Raw genomic sequence first — 20,840 nt, forward strand, 5'->3', positions numbered from 1 at the left:
TTATTGCAAAAGTAATTTTAATTCTTCAAAATTCACCTCTTCTTGGGTTCCAGACTCCATATTTTTAACAGTAAATGTTTTAGTATTCATTTCAGAAGTCCCTGCCAGCACTACAAAAGGTATTGTCCTTTTGTTAGCATACCCCATTTGCTTTTTCATTTTTGCACTATCTGGATATAATTCGGCAACAATACCATCAGCTCTTAATTTATTTACAGCACTCAAACAGTATAATGCTTCAACTTCACCAAAATTTATAAAAAGTGCTCGTGTTGATGGTGCGACCGTTTCTGGAAATAGTTGTAATTCTTCCAGAACCAAATAAATTCTATCGAGACCAAAAGAAATTCCAACACCACTCATATCCTTTAATCCAAAAATACCCGTAAGGTCATCATATCTTCCTCCTCCTCCTATCGATCCCATTTTTACAGTATCAGGCGCAGACACTTCAAAAATAGCACCTGTATAATAATTTAATCCTCTTGCTAACGTAACATCCAAGTCTAATATTGCAGTTTTTAAAGGAATTTTATTAATCGCGTCAACAATAAACTGTAATTCTTCTACTCCCTGCATCCCTTCTTGAGAAGAAGCTAGCATATTTCTCAATTTTTCTATCTTCTCTGATGTCGTTCCGGTAAACTGAAATAAAGGTTTTACCTTTTCAATTGCATCTTCAGAGATTCCTTTACCAAGCATTTCTTTTTTTACACCATCTTCGCCAATTTTATCCAACTTATCCAATGCTACTGTGAAATCGATTAACTTATCACTAGCTCCAATAACTTCTGCAATACCAGAAAGAATTTTTCGATTATTAAGTTTAATAGTAACTCCCTTAAGGTTTAATTTGGTAAAAACTGCATCATACAAGGTTATAAAATCAACCTCTTGCAATAACGATTTACTTCCTACTACATCTGCATCACATTGATAAAACTCTCTAAACCTTCCTTTTTGAGGCCTATCTGCTCGCCAAACCGGTTGAATTTGAAATCTTTTGAATGGAAAATCAATTTCATTTTGATGTTGTACCACATATCTTGCAAAAGGGACAGTTAGATCGTAGCGAAGTGCTTTTTCACTAATCTTAGAAGTCATTCTAAAACTATCTTTTGCTTCATATATAACATCATCTACTTTATTTAAATAATCACCACTATTCAATATCTTAAAAATCAATCGATCACCTTCTTCTCCATATTTCCCCATCAAAGTTTCACTATTCTCAAAACTTGGTGTTTCTATAGGCTGAAAACCGAATAATTTAAATTGATCTTTGATTGTATTTATAATAAAGTTTCTCTTAGCCACCTCTATAGGTGAAAAATCCCTGGTCCCCTTTGGTATTGACGGTTTTTGTGCCATTATACTTGTTTATGATCTATAATAAATAGAAGGTAGCACACTGATAATCAGAAACAAACATACCTCAATGCATGTATCTTATTTACCACTACCACCTATCGAAGCTGCAAATATCTAAAAAAAGTATAAAGCCCATCACTAATACTCTCAAAAAAATCTAGTTTTTTTGAGTAACTTTAATCATGTTTTGTAGTCTTATAGCAAGAACACACTTTTAAAAACTATTATGTTTTCACTTTTTAGAGAAAATATCAGAATTGCAATGGATTCTATAAAAGGTCAAGTTTTACGAACTGTCCTCACCATACTCATCATTGCAATTGGGATAACATCATTGGTAGGAATACTTACATTAGTTGGAGCCTTAGAAAACACTATTTCTGGAGATTTTGCCTCTATGGGAGCAAATACATTTAATCTTCAGCGTTATGAATTCAATACCCGAAACAATAGAGATAGAGAAAAAATCAATCCGATTATCAGTTATCGCAATGTAAAGGAATTTAAAGATAGGTTCAGCTATCCTTTTTCAAAAACTTCTATTCATTTTACAGGCACTCGTAATGCAGAAGTAAAGTATGAAAATGAAAAAACAGATCCTGAGGTTTCCGTAGTAGGTATTAACGAAAATTATCTTGAAAATACCGGAACTGAAATTGACAATGGACGAAATTTTACTTTTTTTGATGTTGAAAACAATAACCATGTATGTTTAATTGGGTCCGACTTTAAAAAAAACTTATTCAAGAATATTAATCCGATTGGTAAAACGATTAGTATTCGAGGTGTAAAATTTAAAGTTATTGGTCTTCTTGAAAGCAAAGGAGCTACTTTTAGAAACAATCAAGATTTACGAGTTCTTATTCCTTTGCAAATAGCAAGATCCATATTTACACTTCCTAATATTAATTACGGAATCAGTGTAAAAGTAGATGACAAGCAATTTATTGAAGGCGCTCAGGATGAAGCTATTATTACTTTTAGAAACATTCGAGGTCTTAACCCTGTTGAAGAAAACAATTTTGGTCTAGAACGCAGTGATGACCTCCTTAATCGTATTGCAAGCATTACAGTATATCTATATTATGCTGCATGGATAATAAGTATTATTACTATTTTTGGTTCTTCTATTGCCTTAATGAATATCATGCTCGTCTCTGTAACAGAGCGAACACGCGAAATTGGGGTTAGAAAAGCATTAGGCGCTAAAAAACACACTATAGCCGGTCAATTTTTTATGGAAACCATAATCATTGGCCAGATTGGTGGTCTTGTTGGTATTATCTTGGGAATACTTATTGGAGGAGGAATATCATCCTTAGCAAATTTCTCATTTAGCACACCCTGGTTAGCTATTATCGCAGCAACTACAATTTCTTTTGTAATTGCTGTAGTATCTGGACTATATCCTGCTGTAAAAGCTGCAAAACAAGATCCTATAGAGTCTTTACGTTATGAATAACACCCTATCTCTAACAGTTGAATCTTAAAATTACTCTCTACCTTGAACTAGTTTAGCAAAGTAATGATACAATTCTCCTTTTGTAATATTTGCTCCTTTTTGTATCAGTTTAAACTTATCAAGGTTTTTATCTTCTGTATACTCTTTGGACGCATTATAAAACACCACTTCGTCATTTAAAAGATTTTGTTGCAACCACTGATACCCTTCTTTTGTAGTGACATCAATTGCATCATTATTAATTTTTATAGCAATAAGAAGCATTTGATCTTCTGTTAACTCAAATAAATGTATTTGATCTTTTGAAAAATGCTCAAGATACTTTGCGTTTTGAAGTGCTTTTTCCCATACCAGATCGCTAAAAACATCGATTTCATCTTCTGCCACCTGAGGTTTATCGATTTTAATCTCATTCCACTCTTCTGCAGTAATAGATTGTGTTGCCAAAAAGTTGATAAACTCTACATGCAGTTCTTCTAACTGCTCTTTACTTAATCGTTGATATTTCATCTATTCTAAAAAAATTGACTGCAAAAATAAGTATAAAAAGATAAAAACTAAATAATAATCCAATCCTTATAACACTCGTCCAACCTTTATGTATAAGTAAATCGTAAAGTTCTTATATTTATACATCAACACATAAATATTACATGAAAAATGAACTCATCAAGAGCAATCTCCACCTTTTACACCTGCCTTTTTCTATTCATGTGTAATAGTATAAACGCACAAAAATTATCTAAAACTGAAAAGAAGATAATTACCACTATAGAAACAAATCACGAATCTGCTATTAAGTTTTTAGAAAAGGTAGTCAATATTAATAGCGGAACAATGCATCACGAGGGAGTAAAAGAAGTCGGAATGGTCTTTAAAAAAGAATTTGATGACATAGGTTTCAACACCCGTTGGATTGATATGCCAACCGAAGTAAATCGTGCTGGGCATTTATTTGCAGAAACCTCAGGGACCAAAGGAAAGAAACTCTTGCTTATTGGACATTTAGACACCGTGTTTGAAAAAGACAGTCCTTTTCAAGAATACAAAAGAGATGGAGATATTGCTTACGGGCCTGGTACAAATGACATGAAAGGCGGAGATGTAGTTGTTTTATATGCCCTAAAAGCTCTTTATGAAAACAAATTATTAAAAGACTCACAAATCATAGTTGCGTTTACGGGGGACGAAGAAAGCACAGGTAAACCCCTAGATATAAGCAGAAAAGATCTAATTGATGCTGCCAAAAAAAGTGATATCGCGCTAGGTTTTGAAACTTCTACAGGCTTCAATTATGCTACTGTTGCTAGAAGAGGGTCTTCTGGATGGGAATTACAAGTTAAAGGCAAAAGAGCACATTCTTCAGGAATATTTAATGAGCGTGTTGGAGCGGGTGCTATTTTCGAAGCGTCAAGAATTTTAAATTCTTTTTATAATGACGTAAGAGGAGAAAAGTTTCTAACTTTTAATCCAGGAGTGATATTAGGAGGAACTGATATAGAGTTTAACAACTCCACAGCAAAAGGAGTTGCTTTTGGAAAAAGTAATGTAGTATCTCAAACTGTTCTTGTAAAAGGAGGGCTTCGATTTATTTCTGAAGAACAAAAAGAAAAGACACGTTCTAAAATGAAAGAAATAGTATCAAAAAACTTACCTCATACAAGTGCTTCGATCTCGTTTAAAGACAGCTATCCTGCAATGCAACCAACTAAGGGTAACATAAAACTACTAACACTCTTAAACGAAGTGAGTAAAGATCTTAACCAAGGTATTGTTGAAGCATATGACCCAGGTAAACGTGGCGCTGCAGACACTTCCTTTGTTGCAGATTATGTAGATTGCTTAGATGGACTAGGTACTATGGGTAGTGGTGCGCACACTCCAAAAGAAACTTTGGACCTAACTACTTTTGAAGCCTTAACTAAACGTACAGCATTATTAATTTATCGATTAATTACTCCATAGATACTAAAGTAGTTTAATCATAAAAAAAGAGGCTCTTAACATAAGGCCTCTTTTTTATAAATTATTTTTATTTTTTTTAGTTAAAGATATACCTCAATCCAACTTGTGCTTGCCATCTTGAATCTAAACTAAAATCATTAGCAAACGTACTGGTTTGTGTAGCATCAAAAGTATATGTAGGAGTACCTGTATTATCTACACTAACTCCAATCGGTTGATCATTAACAGGAATCTCTATCACTCCCCAATCAGAATTTAATAGGTTTCCAAAATTCAAAATATCTAAACTAAACTGAATAGTATTTGTTCGATCACCAACCTTTATATCATAATCCTGAAGCAGTTTTACATCCCAACGTCCTCTCCAAGGACTTAGTATCCCATATTTTTCTGCATAACTTCCTCGACGTTCTCTTAAATATTCGTCTTGTTGAATATAAGCTTCTAATGCAACTCTTTGAGCTTCTCTTTCATTAAAAGAAGTACCGCTAAAATTATAAGTTGCCAAATCATCTTGCGTTGGAATATAGATTAAATCATTTAAAGGAGAACCATCTCCATTTATATCTCCAGAATATGTGTATGAGAATCGTCCTCCTTGAGCATATTCATAAAATGCACCAATAGATGTTCTCCATTCTTTGTTTTTACCATAACTAAATGCTTTATTAATCTGACCAACTATCCTATGTTTATCTCCATAACGAGCAGTAGAACTTACAGCCTGATTTACATTTCCTAATGCCGGGTTTCTATCAAACGCATCACTAGAAATCTCTGCATCCAATGAACTTGCATCTTCTGCTTCTAGGAAATTATAAGCAATACTTGCAAATATTCCGTTACTAAAGTTTTTTTGCAATTTAAACGACCAGTTAAAAGAATACCCTACATTAGTATTTGTAAACACATAAGCATTTGTAGGTCCTCCAAATTCATTAACAGCCCTATCAGATGGCAAATAGATTTGTCTATTATCAACCCCATTTAATGTTCCTGATGGCGTACTAAGACCATAATTTCTAACCATTTGAGCATTCACATCCTCTGTATAAATAAGGTCTGTTGATGCTACAATTCCATTTTTAAACTTGTAATCCAAACCTAAACTATTTCGCCATACCTGTGGAAATCTAAAGTCTGGAGAAGAGGTTGTATAGAAAAAGAAATTAGGATTTGCCACTTGATTCCCTATCCAAACAAAAGGCAAACGACCTGTAAAAATTCCTGTTCCCCCGCGAATTTGAAAAGTTTTATCTCCTTTTACATCATAATTAAACCCAAGTCTTGGAGATACTAATAATCTTCTGGTAGGCAGATCTAAACTATTCAACTGTAAGCTACTTCCATTTTCATCAAAGTAGGTAATTCCTGGTTGATAATTTCCATCAGGAAATGTTCCACCAGCACCTCTTTCTATATTCTCAGCAATTTTATCTTCGGTATCAAAATATAACGGCTGATCTATTCTCAAACCATATGTTAATGTTAGTTTATCATTGATTTTCCATTTATCCTGAGCATAAAAAGCCAATTGCCCTACATTAGTTTCAGCCAAAGCCCAATTATCTGTGGTGTTATTGGTATCAAATACGTTTTGAGCATTTGCCAGAGCTGCTGCTATTGTTCCATTGTTTATAGCTTCTTCAAAACTAGACCCTACTGGTAATGCAGGATTAATTCTTACACTTTGAAAAGCATCAAAAAATGTACTAACCTGCCCTTGACCTAAAGCATCATTTCCTCCAAAATCGTAAACACCTAAATTAAATGAATTATCAAATTCAAAACGCTCAAAAGACCCTCCCAGCGTGATTGTATGATTACCTGTTACTATATTTAAATTATTAGTTACTTGATATACTTTTTGCTCTAATCTATTATTGATTGAAAAAGGTTCGTGACCCGCAACAATATACCGTACTCCATCTTGCTGAATGTTGATTGGTGGAGCTGGAGTAGAAAATGGATCCCTACTATCATCAAAGAAAGTGTAACCAGCCTGGAACTTATTAGAAATATTACCCTTAAAATTAGAGTTTAATTCTACTAGAAATGAAGTAATTTTATTGTTAATTCTATATCCAGAATTTCTAAATTGCAATGTTGTTAAATCTGGTCCCCTACGTCCGATTGCTTCTCTGTTTGCCGGTAAATCTCTTGAAGCATCCAGAAAATTGTAAATAAAAGCTGCACGATGATTATCATTAATATTCCAATCTAGCTTAAGAATCCCTTTAATAGATTCTGTATCGTGTGTATACCCCTCGTATGCACCGGTCTCATATCCTAAAGCACTTAATTGCTGTGACACATAGTCCAAGTCTTCTGCAGATACTCTAGATACATTTGCTCCTGTTAAACCCGGTCTTGATGCCAAAAAATTAGAACCTAAATCCTCTCTGTCATCTTTTTCAAAATTACCAAAAACAAATAATTTATTCTTAATGATAGGACCACCAATACTAGCTCCATATTGAGCTTGTATTAAATCAGGTACAATAATATCATCATCTCCAACTTTATCACCAGTCATATCTTGATTTCTATAAAACCCATATACAGTTCCTTTCCACTGATTAGTTCCACTTTTTGTTACTGCATTTACAGAAGCTCCTGTAAATCCAGCCTGTGTAACATCATATGGCGCTGTAGACACCTGAATCTGATCGATCGCATCTAATGAAATAGGTTGCGCATTAGTCTGCCCACCTGGAGTAGCAGCATCCAATCCAAAAGGGTTATTAAATATAGAACCATCTAAGCTAAAATTGTTAAACTGGTCATTCCTCCCTCCAAAAGAACCATTACTTGAAGCCGTAGGTTCTAATCTATAAAAATCAGCAGCAGAACGCGTAATTGTTGGCAAGGCTTTTAACTCTCTCCTGCCTATACTCGTTTCAGCACCTGTACGTTCACTACTAAAAGTAGTACTCTTTTGTGAAGTAATAACAACTTCTTCTAATTGATTATCATCTTCAACCATCACTACGTCAACATTAAAGGTCTGACCTAGCTGAAGATTAATATTATCTACTAAATGTTTTTTAAACCCAACATAACTAATAGTAACTCGATACGGTCCACCTACTCTAAGGTTAATCAAATCAAAACGGCCATCAAAATTTGTAACTCCGCCATAATTTGTTCCTGTAGGTTGATGAACTGCAGTTACATTTACACCTGGTAACAATTGATTATTATTATCATAAACTACTCCCGAAATATTAGATGTAGTTACCTGAGCATTGATTGTAACCCCTGTTAATACTAAAATAAAAAAGATAATTTGTTTCATGTAGCAAAAACTTTATGTTAATTAAATAAATTTAAAATAAAAAAATCGCTCATAAGAGCGATTTTTATAAATATTATAAAACAGTTATTAACTGTTTTCTACCTTATTTATTTTGAGGCACTACCTCAAAAGAAACAGGAACGATTACTTCTCTATGAAGTCGAACAGAAGCCTCATACTGACCCAAACGTTTGATTGTTCCACCTGGTACAGTAATAAATTTCTTTTCTAATTCTACATCCTGCTTAGCAAATGCTTCAGCAACATCAGCATTAGATACAGAACCGAATAATTTATCTCCAGATCCAACTTTTGCTGCTATTTTGATTTCTAATCCACTAAGTTTCTTACCTACTTTCTCTGCATCTTCAATCTCTTTCTTCTCTTTAAAAGCACGTTGTTTCAATGTTTCAGCAAGTACTTTTTTTGCAGAAGGAGTTGCTAAAAGTGCAAATCCATTAGGGATTAAATAGTTACGACCATAACCATTCTTAACTTCTACTACATCGTCTGCGAATCCTAGATTCTCAACGTCTTTCTTTAATATAAGTTCCATAATATGTTATGACGAATTTTATTTTAATAAATCTCCAACGTATGGCATCAATGCTAAATGTCTTGCTCTTTTAACAGCAACACTTACTTTACGTTGATATTTTAATGAAGTTCCTGTAAGACGACGTGGTAACAATTTACCCTGTTCATTTACAAATGCCATTAAGAAATCAGGATCTTTATAATCAATATATTTTATACCTGATTTTTTGAAACGACAATACTTCTTAGTTTTTGTAGTATCTATATTAAGAGGAGTAAGATACCTGATCTCTCCGTCTTTCTTTCCTTTAGCTTGTTGTTCTATAGATGACATAATTAAGCTTTTTGTTTGTTTCTAGTTCTTCTCTTCTCTGCCCAAGCAATTGCATGCTTATCAAGACGTACGGTAAGGTAACGCATTACTCTTTCATCTCTTCTGTACTCAACTTCTAAAGCGTTTATAGCTTCACCAGGTACTTGGTATTCAAATAAGTGATAAAAACCACTTTTTTTGTGTTGGATTGCATAAGCAAGCTTTTTAAGCCCCCAATCCTCTTTTGATATCATCTTGGCACCATTAGAAACAAGAATGTCTTCGTATTTCTTAACTGTTTCCTTTATCTGATCTTCAGATAAAACGGGATTCAAGATGAAAACAGTTTCGTATTGATTCATAAAAATCTAAGTTTAAATTAAAATTGGCTGCAAAAGTAACACTATTTTTTGAATATTCAAACCCCCTGAGCACATCTGCAAAAATCTTCAATTCACAACAAATCAATGAAATTCAATTTATCGACAAAAAACACAATTCGTCGATAAAATACTCAATTAATGAATATTTAGATTATTTTTTACTACTATTGTATTGTCTTAAATCCCAAAATAATGAAACACCCCTTAATACAATGTGCTGTGGTTGATGATTCAACGACGCAACGCTTATCCGTTATTAAACTTATCAAAAAACACCCTAGATTAGAATTGGCTAAAGAATGGAACAACGCCATTGAGGCAAAAAATGGTTTATTAGACACTAAGATAGACGTTTTATTTCTTGATATCGAAATGCCAATCCTTAACGGTTTTGACCTTTTAGATGATTTAGAAAATAAACCCCATATTATTTTTGTTACAGGAAAAACAAAATATGCACATAAAGCATTTGATTATCATGCTTTAGATTTTTTAAAAAAACCTATAAGAAAGGAACGGTTTAACATTGCTATAGAAAAAGTTATAGATACATTCACCATAAAGTCTCAACCCCTTCCCCAAGAAAATGATCCGTTTGTTTTTATTAAATGTGGAATAAAAAAATATAAAGTGTTTCTAAATCATATTTTATATGTTTCTGCTTTAAAAGATTTTGCCAAAATACATTTAGAAGACAGTAGCCCTCTAGTGGTACTTGGCACTATGACTTCTCTTGAATCATTATTACCATCAAATCATTTTTTCAGAGCACATAGATCATACATAGTCAACCTTGATAAAATAGAACGTTTTAGCGCTCATTATATGGAAATAAATGACGAGAAAATACCAATAAGTCGTATGAAAAAACAAAAATTGAAAGAGGCATTGAATCACTTATAAGAAATTAGTAACCCTACTCAATATAAACAACGCACACCATATTCATTAATTGACACCTATCTAGGCCTTATATAACGAAGTAGCATAGGGTATCAAAGCTATTTCGATGAAACACTATTTTTATCGATAAAAAGCCAAAATTGTTTGTGCAAATAAGATATATTCATTAATATTGTATTTAGAAATTAACACTAAACAAGTGGAGCAATCTCAATTAAAATGTGCGGTAGTAGATGATTCCCGCCTCCAAAGACTAGCTATTGTAAAGCTAATAGACGAACATTCTTCACTAGAATTAGTGGCTGAATGGAATAATGCTATTGAAACCAAAAATGGTTTACTTGATACTCAAGTAGATTTGTTGTTTTTAGATATCGAAATGCCAATCCTTACCGGTTTTGATCTTTTGGATGACTTAGAAAACAAACCTCATATTATTTTTGTTACAGGAAAAACAAAATATGCTTTTAAAGCTTTTGACTATGATGCGGTAGATTATTTAAGAAAACCTCTTAAGAAAGATCGCTTTAATGCAGCTGTTGACAAAGCATTAAGTATGTCTCGCCTAGGAGGGGAAAATGCTGCTGTTGAGGATGATGATTATATTTTTGTAAAAAGTAATCTAAAAAAGCGAAAGATTTTCTTAAATCAATTGAAGTATGTAGAGGCTTTGGGTGATTATGTAAAACTAATCATGGAAGAAGGTGATCCTATTGTAGTTTTAGCAACTATGAAGTCTTTTGAAGCGCAACTTCCTAGTGATCGCTTTTTAAGAATTCATAAGTCTTATATCGTGAATTTGGATAAAGTAGAGCGATATAATAGTCGAAATATAGAAATCGCTGATGAAAAAATTCCACTTAGCAGACATAAAAAACATTCTTTAATTGAAGCTTTAAATAGTTAATAATTATCTACGTTTATTATTATTCTCACTCCAGAGAATTCTTTTATACTTTTAAAAGATGTATTTATCTTTTTTATCACCTCTTTAGTTTTTTGTAAAGACTGTTTTTGTGGTATTTTTATGATTATATTTTTATGATACTGATTTCTTATTCTTGATATTGGAGGGAACTCTGGACCTAATACATTTAATTTAAACACATTTCTAAACGATACTCCTAACCAATCCATAGCATCGTTTACTTTATTATAGTCCTTATGTTTACCTGTAATTTTTATAATTTTATAAAAAGGAGGATATTTATATTGATGCCTTTCTTCGATTTGATCTTTATACATCCCTAAATAATCATTAACCGATACCTGTTGTAGTATCTGATGATATGGGTTATATGTCTGGATTAATACTTTCCCTCTTTTTTTGGTTCTCCCAGCTCTTCCTGCTACTTGTTGCATGAGTTGAAAGCTGCGCTCATGCGCTCTAAAATCAGGAAAATTAAGCAGATTATCAGCATTCATTATACCTACTAAACTTACATTTCTAAAATCTAATCCTTTCGAAAGCATTTGTGTTCCCACCATAATATCAATATCCCCCTCTTCAAAACGATTTATAATCTTTTCATAACCGTGTTTCCCTCTAGTAGTATCCTGATCCATTCTACCTATAGCATGATCAGGAAAAAGTTCTTGTAATTCATTCTCGATTTGCTCTGTTCCAAAACCTTTGGTTGTCAAATCAACACTCTCACAAACTATACATTTTTGAGGCATTGCGATATGATATCCACAATAATGACATCTCAATTGATTTCTATAGCTATGAAACGTTAGACTAACATCACAGTTAGGGCATTGTGGTGAATGACCGCAAGTATTACATTCTACAACCGGAGAATATCCTCTTCTATTCTGAAAAAGAATTACTTGTTCACCTTCTGCTAATGCTTCTCTTATGCTTATCAACAAAGTATCACTAAAATGCCCTGTCATTTCTTTTTTCTTGTATTTTGTTTTTACATCTACAAGGTTAATTTCTGGCATTAGCACATTACCAAATCTTCTTGTCAATTGAACAAAACCGTATTTTCCTTGATTAGCATTATAACAGGTCTCTAAAGCTGGAGTAGCTGATCCCAATACTACCTTAGCACCAAACATTTTTGCTAAAACAATAGCAGTGTCTCTAGCATGATACCTGGGGGCCGGATCATATTGTTTAAATGTATTTTCGTGCTCTTCATCAACAACAATAAGCCCTAAATTCACAAAAGGTAAGAATATAGCCGATCTCGCTCCAATAATCACTTGTGCTTTAGATTTTCCAGCTTTTACATTATTCCAAGCCTCTACCCTCTCATTAACAGAATATTTAGAATGATACACTGTTAATTTCTCTCCAAAATACTCCTGCAATCTAGTTATGAGTTGTGTTGTCAAAGCTATTTCTGGTAACAAATACAGAACTTGTTTTCCTTCTTGGATAACTTTCTCTATCAGTTTTACATATACTTCTGTTTTTCCTGATGAAGTAACTCCATGAAATAAGCACACATCTTTCTCTTTAAAGGAGTTTTCAATTTCTAGAAAAGCTTTATGCTGATATTCATTTAACTCCTTTGACTCTCCATTTTTTCCAGTTTCGTATTCAACTCGATCCCTTTGCAGGTGGTATTCTTCTAAAATGCCCTTATTGATAAGAGTTTTTACAACCGATGATGAACTATTGGAAGTTTTTATGAGTTCACTAACCTTAATTGGCTTATTAGCTTGAGCTTGTAATGTAAAAAGGTGCAACAATACTTCTCGTTGTTTTGGAGAACGAGTCATAGAGTCTAACAAATCACGTAGAGATGCTTCTTTATTATACTCCTTGTGCAATCTAACAAATCTAACTATTTTGGGTTTATACTGTTCATAAATCTCTTCCTGAACAGTAATTACCTCTTTTTCTAACAATCTTTTAATCACTGGAAGAACATTCTTTTTACCAATGATATTCATGATCTCTTGTACCCTCAATACACTTTGATATTGTAATGCTTCAAAAATCAAAAATTCATCATCTTTTAGCAAAGATTCATCAAAAGACGTTTGTTCATTTTTAAAAACTATAGTTTCGCTTTCTAATAAAAATGCACCAGGGAGTGCTGCTCTCATCACCTCTCCTTTTGTACACATATAATACTCAGAAATCCAAGCCCAGATCTTTAATTGCTGAGGTGTAACAATTGCAAATTCATCAAGAATATGCTCTATTTCCTTGGCTTCATATACCAAAGGAGGTGTTTCATGGATTTTGGTTACCAAAGCAGCATACACTTTACTTTTTCCAAACTGAACGGCAACACGCATTCCTGGCTTTAAAAAAGCAGCCTCGGCTTTATTTATACTATAAGTAAACTCTTTATCGAGAGGTATAGGAAGAATTACATTTATAAAATATGACATTATTAAGTATAACGAGAACCAAAATAGTTAAGTGTATAAAACAAAAATACGAGTTTAACTCATAGAACAAAGTTTAATTTTGAGAATAAAAAAATCCGACTTAAGAATAAGTCGGATTTTCTATTATTTTATGTTGGTTTTACTTGCTAACTCCTAGCATTCCTCCCTTTATAATTTCACATGCTGGCTCATTTCCTAACCATATTTTAAATAGCGCATATTTAAAATCTCTACCTTCAATAAATCCAAGTTCTTTTCCGTTTTTATATGTCTTGATACCTTTTCCTTTAAGATAAACAAGATCATAAAAATCATTAACTTCCATTTTTGAATTAAATAATTTAAGAAAATCTTCTATTCTGGCATCTAAACTCTGAGTATTTCCAAACATAGCGTCATCAAATCCTTTTCTAAATACTTTAATCATTCTCTCATTAGTCACTTTTTTGGAAGCAATATTTAAACGAATTGCCATAGTCTCGTCAGAATCTAATACTTTCTTATCGTTATCATATTTATTTTTTGTGTATAAAGTTCCAGCATAAGTTTTAAAAGATAAAACTTTTCTCATTGCTCCTCCGTTATATATCAATTCTTCTCCATCAAAAGTTACTTTTTCGGGAACTACTACACTTCCTATTCTAATTTGTGCTATAGCAGATACTGTAAAGATGGTTGCAATCGCTAGAGTAATTATTTTTTTCATTGTTAGTTTTTTTATAGATTACTGGAGGTTTAGTCCTTAATATTTTAAAAACTAACACTAAAAAAATGTTAAAATGTAATTTATTAACAAATAAAGGCAGAAAAAAAGAATGTAATTATACTCTAATCCATTTTTGGGTCCTATACAAAAACGCTATATATCCTCTTACATTAAGGACATTTGGATCGCTTTCATCAATCCAAATTTTACATCGATATACTTTTCCATTTTCTGGATCCAAAATAGTTCCATCTTCATATTCATTTCCATCTTTTTCCAGGCCTTTAATAATTACCATGCCTTCTATAGGTTGGTTATAATCTTTTCCTTTACATTCTACACAAAGGTTTCCTCGTTCGGCTTCATCAAGTATATTGGATATTTTACCAAATAATTTATCTCCTTTTTTATAAATTTCAACAATAGATCTTGGCTTTCCTGTATTATCATCAATTGTTTTCCATTTTCCTATAATTTGTTGTTGAGCAGTTGTTACTCCACAACTAAATACCAGTATTACAAAAAGTAGTTTAAAAAAAATCTTCATATTTTGAATATTTGTGTTTATGAGTTACATATAAAAATACTGTAAAAAACCAAAAAAGCTATCTTATTATAGATAGCTTTTTTGGTCTATTTTTATCGGATTATTACTATTATAATCCTAACATTCCTTTCTTTAATGATTCACTAGCCGGATCTTCTCCTAACCATATTTTAAATAATGCATATTTAAAATCTCTACCCTCGATCAAACCTAGCTCTTTATCATTTTTAAAAGCTTTTACGCCTACATCTTTAATATAAACCAAGTCAAAAACATCTTTTTTGACGATAGGCTCAGAGAAAAAACCAATGAACTTATTAATTCTTCCGTCTAACGCTTTAGTGTTTCCAAAAGTGGCTTTTTCGAAACCATCTTTTACTGCTTTAATCATTTTAGACTGAGTTACAAAACCAGATATAATGTCTAGTTTTATTGCCATATTTTCATTCGCATCAAGAACAACTTTAGAGTCATTTGTTTTATTTGTTAAATAAAGACCTCCCGCATACAGGTCAATCCAAAGCATTTCTCTCTTTCCGTATCCGTTTATCTTAAGATCCACATCACCGAATTTCTCTTCAATAGGTAAAGTTGCTGAACCCACCTTAATTTGTGCCGTAGTAGTAGACAACGTGATAAGCGCTACCAATACTAAAGTAATTTTCTTCATTATAAATAAGTATTTAATTTGGGAGGGGTAATTAATATTTTTTTATTATTCCAATTTTCCAACGGACAAATATATAAAAATATTATGCACGCACAATACATTTTGACTTATTTACAGTGATTTTTAACAAAAATACGATTATATCGTATTGATTACTAATTACCTAGCATTTTTATCTTGAGATCTTTATCAGCAGGTTTAGTTCCTAACCAAATATTAAAAAGTGCTTCTTTAAAATCTAACCCTTCTACATGCCCTCTCTCTTTACCATCCTTATAGATTACACTTCCTTTGCCTTTTTCATAAACAATATCATAAATTTGATCTACTTCTATCTCTTCTTTTATAAAGCCAATAAATTTTTCTATTCTACTATTTAGTTTCTCTGTCTTTCCATTGGTTGACTTTTTAAACCCGTCTCGTAATGCATTAGCCATTTTACTTCTAGACATCATACCAGATACTATATGTAATTTAATTGCCATAGTTTCATCTGTTTTAGCAATCGTACTTGCACTACTGCTTTTTTTCTTTAGATATAAAGCGCCGACATAAATATCAAAAATGAATTTCTCTCTAGTTCCTGCTCCATTAATTACCAAATCCTCTCCGTTAAACTTAACATTATCTGGTAGGGTTACATCTCCTACTTTGGTCTGAGCTGATACAGAAGTAGAAATAATTGTAATTAAGATAAAAAATAATACGTTGATTTTTTTCATTTTGAAATTAGTTTAAGTGTTTATTATTAAGTGTTAAAGTTTTTTCTTAATTGATTTAATGATGCGTTTAATTCGAAACCTAACAATAATAAATTAGCGTTAAGCCATATATACAACATCAAGATTAACATAGCTCCTATAGAACCATATAGTTTATTATAATTTGAAAAATTATCAATATAAATTCCAAAAAGGTAGGTCGTTATAACAATCAAAAAGGTGGTCATAAATGCTCCGGGAGAAAAGAATTTATTTTGCTTTCCCTCAGAAGTTCCGAAATAAAACAATGTAGCAATAATTACAAATATCATAAAAACAAATAATGCATATTTCCCCAATGTTAACCAAAAAACGGTATCATCCACAACTCCCATTCTATTTAAATCATCTACCAAATATGAAAAATATAAGGTTCCTATTACCGTAATTAACAATAAAGATGCCACAATTATGGATACTCCTAAAGCTACCAAGTACTGTCTAACAAAATTTCTATTAAGTGTAACATGATAAGAGTATTCGAAACCAGAAAAAACAGCGTTTACTCCGTTTGTCATAAAAAGTATAGACAATATAAAAACAGTAGATAGTAAACCTCCTCTTGGATTAGAAGCGATATCCTGAAATATTCCTGAAAAAAATTCAGAAGATTGTGCAGGCAATGCCCCATTAATAAATTCGAAAAAATTGTTTTCAAAATTATCAATTGGTACGTACGGAATTAAGTTAAGGAGAAATAGTAAAAATGGAAATAAAGAAAGAAAAAAACTCCAGGAAATAGCACTAGCTCTAGCCGAGAATGTACCCTTTATGATGCCAATTGCATAAATTTCTATCAGATCATAAATGGATAACCCTTCAAAACCAGGAAGAATAAGCTTTTTCCCTATTTTAACCAAAAGGTTGATCACAGGGATTTTATTAAGCTTATCTTCTACAGTTTTTGACATAAATTATACTGCTTTCAAGCTTAAATCTAAGTTATACACTGAATGCGTAAGAGCTCCACTACTAATAAAATCAACTCCACACTCGGCATATTTTCTTACTGTGTTTTCATTAATACCTCCACTAGATTCTGTCAAACATGAATCTCCTATTAATTCGACAGCTTTTTTAGTATCTTCATAATTAAAGTTATCAATCAATATTCGATATACACCTTGAGTTTTAAGAATCTCTTTAATCTCATTAAGATCACGAGCTTCAACTATAATTTTGAGATCCAGATTATGTGTAGAAAGATATTTTTTTGTCTTCTCGATCGCCTTAGTAATTCCTCCTGCAAAATCAATATGATTGTCTTTTAGCATAATCATATCATATAAAGCAAATCTATGATTCTCTCCTCCTCCTATCTTAACCGCCCACTTCTCTAATGCTCTTATTCCCGGTGTGGTTTTTCTTGTATCTAAAATTTTAGTCCCGGTACCATCCAATAGTTTAACAAAATGATTTGTCTTTGTTGCAATTGCACTCATTCTTTGCATCGCATTAAGTACCAATCGTTCTGACTTAAGTATAGATTGTGAACTTCCTGAAACAAAAAAAGCAATATCACCATATTTAACAGAGGCCCCATCTTCTATATGTACCTCTACTTTCATATTTGGATCCACATAATTAAACACTTTCTTTGCAAAATCAACTCCTGCAAGAATCCCTTCATCTTTAATCAAAAGTTTTGCTTTACCAATTGCTGATTCTGGAATACAGGCCAACGAACTATGATCTCCATCGCCAACATCTTCGCGAATTGCATTAGAAATGATCAAATCAATTTCTTTATTGAATTGGGTTTCACTAATCATATTGAATGGTTATTTTTGCTAATGTAAAAAAAGAAGTCGGAAGTACGAAGTTAGAAGCATAAGGGATTTCTATTAAATTTTAACAATGCTCTCATAATCCACCTGATTTTAACGTAGAAATATTACAACTCAACACAAAATGAATATTAAGTTAATTGCAATAGGAAAAACCGACAACAAACAACTTGAAGACCTTATCGCTAACTATATCAAAAGGTTAGGACATTATATTAAATTTAGTATGGAGATCATTCCCGATCTTAAAAACGCTAAAAATCTTAGTGAATCTCAACAAAAAGAGAAAGAAGGGAAATTAATCTTAGGAACTGTAGTAAATTCTGATATCCTATTATTATTAGATGAAAACGGAAAACAATATGATTCTGTAGGTTTTTCTGACGTACTTCAAAAACATATGAATAGCGGAATCAAGCAATTAGTTTTTGTTATTGGAGGACCTTATGGTTTTAGTCCGGAAGTATATCAACGTGCAAATGGAAAATTGTCTTTATCAAAAATGACATTTTCTCATCAGATGATACGTTTATTTTTTGTAGAGCAACTATACAGAGGATTTACAATTCTAAAAAATGAGCCTTACCATCACAGATAAGACTCATTATTAATTTTTATTCTTTTACGATATCTTTTAGATCACTAAACATATCTATTAAGTTTTCAACCAAATCAACAGATATATGCTCTTTATTCAATAGAACATTAAGTTTTCCTTTTTTAAGTTTTATTGTATACCCCATTTCTCCTTTGGTAACATAATTCCAGGTTGACATTGTACCATTTTTTGTCATTTTGGTATCCAAATGATCTTTTAAAAATCTCTTTAATTTTTCGGTTTTTGCGGAAGGGAAACTAGCTTTTAAACTATAAATATCATCTGTATTAGAAATAGAGATATTTACTTTATAATTCTTTTCTCCAGGTTCATCATTAGAATAACTAATAGAAACTTTAGAGTTTGATGATGATTGAGCATTTCCTATTGAAATTGCCAATATCAAGCTTGCAAAATAAATAAGTGTTTTCATACTGTTCGTTTTTTGATTAATGATTGATTTAAATTTTTGATTCTTTTGATGTAATCGTTTTCAGTTCCTTCCCCATCTGTTTAAATTTTTTAAGAAATTTATCAGAAATCAGCTCTTTATCCACACTAATTCTTAATCGATTATTTTTGAGTGTTACTTCATAAACTTCTTCATTTTCAATTTCTTTTTTCCATAAATACGTTTCATCCCTGAATATCATATTTTCCTCACCTAATTGATCAATTAAGTACGATTTTACTTCATCTGTCATATCTTTCATAAATCGGACTTTAATTCTATAGCTATTATCCATATCTATGATAGCAAAAGATCTATAATAACTTTTCTTTTCTGTATCACCATCATAACTAATGGATACCTTTGTTGTAGATTTTGACGAATTACTGGTAGTTTGTGCATTAGCTGATACTAAACTTAAAATCAAGCTTACTATCCATAAGATTATTGTTTTCATACTATTCGATTTTAATCCCAAATGTTTGGGGAAGATTGATAAATATTTATTGAAGACTGATGAGGTCTTTATTTTTTATTTTCCTTTTGATATTTTCTAATCTGAATCCATATTTGTTGAATTGACTCTGATGCTTCTATATTACCATCTATATCAGTATTTGTAAAAATAATCCCTCCTGCTCTATCTTGTTTTTTAAAATACATAAGGGTAAATATTCCAGGATCAGATCCATTATGCCCAATTGTACCACTTGGTTTACTCTCCCACAAAAGCCCTTGATTATCTTTGAGCTCCTTAGTGTTGTATTGTTTTTTTGTGAGTTTCGGGGTCATCATTTTTTCATATGAATTCTTTTTGAGAATAGAAGATTCTTCACCATAATATCCTTTCATCATGGTATTTAGATATTTTGACAAATCTATAATACTTGTTCTAAACCCTCCATCTGGGTAAGTAATCAGACTATACTCAGGTACTTTGTTTCCACTTTGATAATAAGTCTTCGCATGTTTACTCTTATCAATAGCTGTGTATGACCAACCCGATGCGCTCATCTCTATTGGATTTAGAATATACTCTTGAGTAAACTTAACAAAAGGAATACCTGTTGCTTCTTCAATTATATAAGCTAATAAAGCTGATCCACTATTAGAATACTCATATCGTTCACCTGGTCTATTTTTTAAAAAGTTCTTTTTTGAATACCATAATCCATCTTTTGTTAAATGATTAATCAAAAAATCCTTGAGAGCATATCTTTTATTCTTTGCAATGACCTTCAATTCTTTATACTCATTTTTTTCGAATTTCTCTGGGGTAATCTCATTCAAGTTTTCAAAAATGTAACTTTTATTATAGTTCTCTGTGTCCAAAATACTTGATGTATGTGTTGCCAAATGTTTTACTGTTATTGGCACATCTGGATATTTTGGATTATTGACTGCAAATGGTAAAATTTCATTTATAGGCATATCCAATGTTAGTTTCTCCAATTCAATGGCTTTCATTAATGCTACTCCTATAAAAGTTTTTGATACTGAACCTATGTTTTGAACTGTTTCGATAGTATACGGTTCTTTTGTTTCCTTATTTGCATATCCATACCCTTTTTGAAACGTTATCCCACTTGGCGTGACCAAAGCAACTGCGAAACCAGGCAAATGTCCTTTTTCATAGATCGAATTCAACGTTTTATCAAGCGCATCTATTGATCCTTGTGAGAAACCCATATAGGCAAAAAGAAATACTAATAAACTTATAATACCTTTCAT

General features: G+C 31.9%; 21 protein-coding genes. 5 read left to right on the top strand and 16 right to left on the bottom strand.

The window, feature by feature from the left end; all coding sequences use genetic code 11:
- On the bottom strand, nt 1–1,371 hold the full coding sequence (gene hisS, locus DK442_RS20670) for a histidine--tRNA ligase (protein WP_109437780.1): 1,371 nt from the start codon (nt 1,369–1,371) through the stop codon (nt 1–3).
- A gap of 226 nt (nt 1,372–1,597) precedes the next feature.
- Here hisS and DK442_RS20675 point away from each other — a divergent pair, with 226 nt between their 5' ends.
- Entirely contained in the window at nt 1,598–2,833 is a 1,236-nt protein-coding gene (locus DK442_RS20675) for an ABC transporter permease (protein WP_109437781.1), read from the top strand.
- A gap of 30 nt (nt 2,834–2,863) precedes the next feature.
- Here DK442_RS20675 and DK442_RS20680 read toward each other — a convergent pair whose 3' ends face one another.
- Nucleotides 2,864–3,343 (bottom strand): DUF6495 family protein, encoded by a 480-nt coding sequence (locus tag DK442_RS20680; protein WP_109437782.1) that lies wholly within the window; start codon nt 3,341–3,343, stop codon nt 2,864–2,866.
- A gap of 201 nt (nt 3,344–3,544) precedes the next feature.
- On the opposite strand from DK442_RS20680, the gene DK442_RS20685 reads away from it, so the two are divergent.
- Nucleotides 3,545–4,798, top strand: coding sequence for a M20/M25/M40 family metallo-hydrolase (locus tag DK442_RS20685; RefSeq protein ID WP_370444673.1), 1,254 nt, complete (start codon nt 3,545–3,547; stop codon nt 4,796–4,798).
- A gap of 76 nt (nt 4,799–4,874) precedes the next feature.
- Here DK442_RS20685 and DK442_RS20690 read toward each other — a convergent pair whose 3' ends face one another.
- The 4 genes from DK442_RS20690 to rpsF form a co-directional block, all read right to left on the bottom strand.
- Complete coding sequence (locus tag DK442_RS20690) at nt 4,875–8,096, bottom strand: carboxypeptidase regulatory-like domain-containing protein (protein WP_109437784.1); 3,222 nt, start codon at nt 8,094–8,096, stop codon at nt 4,875–4,877.
- 103 nt (nt 8,097–8,199) lie between these two features.
- On the bottom strand, nt 8,200–8,652 hold the full coding sequence (rplI, locus tag DK442_RS20695; protein ID WP_109437785.1) for a 50S ribosomal protein L9: 453 nt from the start codon (nt 8,650–8,652) through the stop codon (nt 8,200–8,202).
- 18 nt (nt 8,653–8,670) lie between these two features.
- Nucleotides 8,671–8,970: a 30S ribosomal protein S18 gene (rpsR, locus tag DK442_RS20700; protein WP_189457518.1), complete on the bottom strand. Its 300-nt coding sequence runs from the start codon at nt 8,968–8,970 to the stop codon at nt 8,671–8,673.
- Nucleotides 8,970–9,308 (bottom strand): 30S ribosomal protein S6, encoded by a 339-nt coding sequence (gene rpsF / locus DK442_RS20705; protein WP_062059209.1) that lies wholly within the window; start codon nt 9,306–9,308, stop codon nt 8,970–8,972. The genes rpsR and rpsF overlap by 1 nt, the downstream gene beginning before the upstream one ends.
- A gap of 240 nt (nt 9,309–9,548) precedes the next feature.
- Between rpsF and DK442_RS20710 the strand changes: the two genes are divergently transcribed.
- Together DK442_RS20710 and DK442_RS20715 are read left to right on the top strand one after the other, a co-directional pair.
- A complete protein-coding gene (locus tag DK442_RS20710; protein WP_345742918.1) occupies nt 9,549–10,232 on the top strand; it encodes a LytTR family DNA-binding domain-containing protein in 684 nt (227 codons plus the stop codon).
- Nucleotides 10,233–10,431: 199 nt separating this feature from the next.
- Nucleotides 10,432–11,139 carry a LytTR family DNA-binding domain-containing protein gene (locus DK442_RS20715; protein ID WP_109437880.1) on the top strand — a complete coding sequence of 236 codons (708 nt, stop codon included), beginning with the start codon at nt 10,432–10,434 and terminating at the stop codon, nt 11,137–11,139.
- Here DK442_RS20715 and priA read toward each other — a convergent pair.
- The 7 genes from priA to nadC all read right to left on the bottom strand — a co-directional run bounded on the left by priA (nt 11,136) and on the right by nadC (nt 18,045).
- Nucleotides 11,136–13,589, bottom strand: coding sequence for a primosomal protein N' (priA, locus tag DK442_RS20720; RefSeq protein ID WP_109437787.1), 2,454 nt, complete (start codon nt 13,587–13,589; stop codon nt 11,136–11,138). The two genes, DK442_RS20715 and priA, sit on opposite strands and share 4 nt — an antisense overlap.
- Nucleotides 13,590–13,728: 139 nt before the next feature.
- Nucleotides 13,729–14,295 (bottom strand): chalcone isomerase family protein, encoded by a 567-nt coding sequence (locus DK442_RS20725; RefSeq protein WP_109437788.1) that lies wholly within the window; start codon nt 14,293–14,295, stop codon nt 13,729–13,731.
- Between the two features lie 115 nt (nt 14,296–14,410).
- On the bottom strand, nt 14,411–14,842 hold the full coding sequence (locus DK442_RS20730; RefSeq protein WP_109437789.1) for a DUF2147 domain-containing protein: 432 nt from the start codon (nt 14,840–14,842) through the stop codon (nt 14,411–14,413).
- A 109-nt stretch (nt 14,843–14,951) separates the two neighbouring features.
- Nucleotides 14,952–15,512: a chalcone isomerase family protein gene (locus tag DK442_RS20735; protein WP_109437790.1), complete on the bottom strand. Its 561-nt coding sequence runs from the start codon at nt 15,510–15,512 to the stop codon at nt 14,952–14,954.
- A 155-nt stretch (nt 15,513–15,667) separates the two neighbouring features.
- Nucleotides 15,668–16,234, bottom strand: a complete 567-nt coding sequence (locus DK442_RS20740; protein ID WP_109437791.1) for a chalcone isomerase family protein — start codon at nt 16,232–16,234, stop codon at nt 15,668–15,670.
- A 26-nt stretch (nt 16,235–16,260) separates the two neighbouring features.
- A complete protein-coding gene (locus tag DK442_RS20745) occupies nt 16,261–17,184 on the bottom strand; it encodes a YihY/virulence factor BrkB family protein (protein ID WP_109437792.1) in 924 nt (307 codons plus the stop codon).
- Nucleotides 17,185–17,187: 3 nt separating this feature from the next.
- A complete protein-coding gene (gene nadC, locus DK442_RS20750; RefSeq protein WP_109437793.1) occupies nt 17,188–18,045 on the bottom strand; it encodes a carboxylating nicotinate-nucleotide diphosphorylase in 858 nt (285 codons plus the stop codon).
- A 139-nt stretch (nt 18,046–18,184) separates the two neighbouring features.
- Between nadC and rlmH the strand changes: the two genes are divergently transcribed.
- Nucleotides 18,185–18,658, top strand: coding sequence for a 23S rRNA (pseudouridine(1915)-N(3))-methyltransferase RlmH (rlmH, locus tag DK442_RS20755; RefSeq protein ID WP_109437794.1), 474 nt, complete (start codon nt 18,185–18,187; stop codon nt 18,656–18,658).
- 16 nt (nt 18,659–18,674) lie between these two features.
- Here the strand turns inward: rlmH and DK442_RS20760 are convergent, their stop codons facing one another.
- From DK442_RS20760 to DK442_RS20775, 3 genes are all read right to left on the bottom strand, one after another.
- Nucleotides 18,675–19,091, bottom strand: a complete 417-nt coding sequence (locus DK442_RS20760; RefSeq protein ID WP_109437795.1) for a hypothetical protein — start codon at nt 19,089–19,091, stop codon at nt 18,675–18,677.
- A 28-nt stretch (nt 19,092–19,119) separates the two neighbouring features.
- Nucleotides 19,120–19,566, bottom strand: coding sequence for a hypothetical protein (locus DK442_RS28305; protein ID WP_143917881.1), 447 nt, complete (start codon nt 19,564–19,566; stop codon nt 19,120–19,122).
- A 68-nt stretch (nt 19,567–19,634) separates the two neighbouring features.
- Complete coding sequence (locus DK442_RS20775; RefSeq protein ID WP_160114274.1) at nt 19,635–20,840, bottom strand: serine hydrolase; 1,206 nt, start codon at nt 20,838–20,840, stop codon at nt 19,635–19,637.

The sequence above is a fragment of the Aquimarina sp. AU119 genome, from assembly GCF_900312735.1.
GTDB classification, from domain to species: Bacteria; Bacteroidota; Bacteroidia; order Flavobacteriales; family Flavobacteriaceae; genus Aquimarina; species Aquimarina algiphila.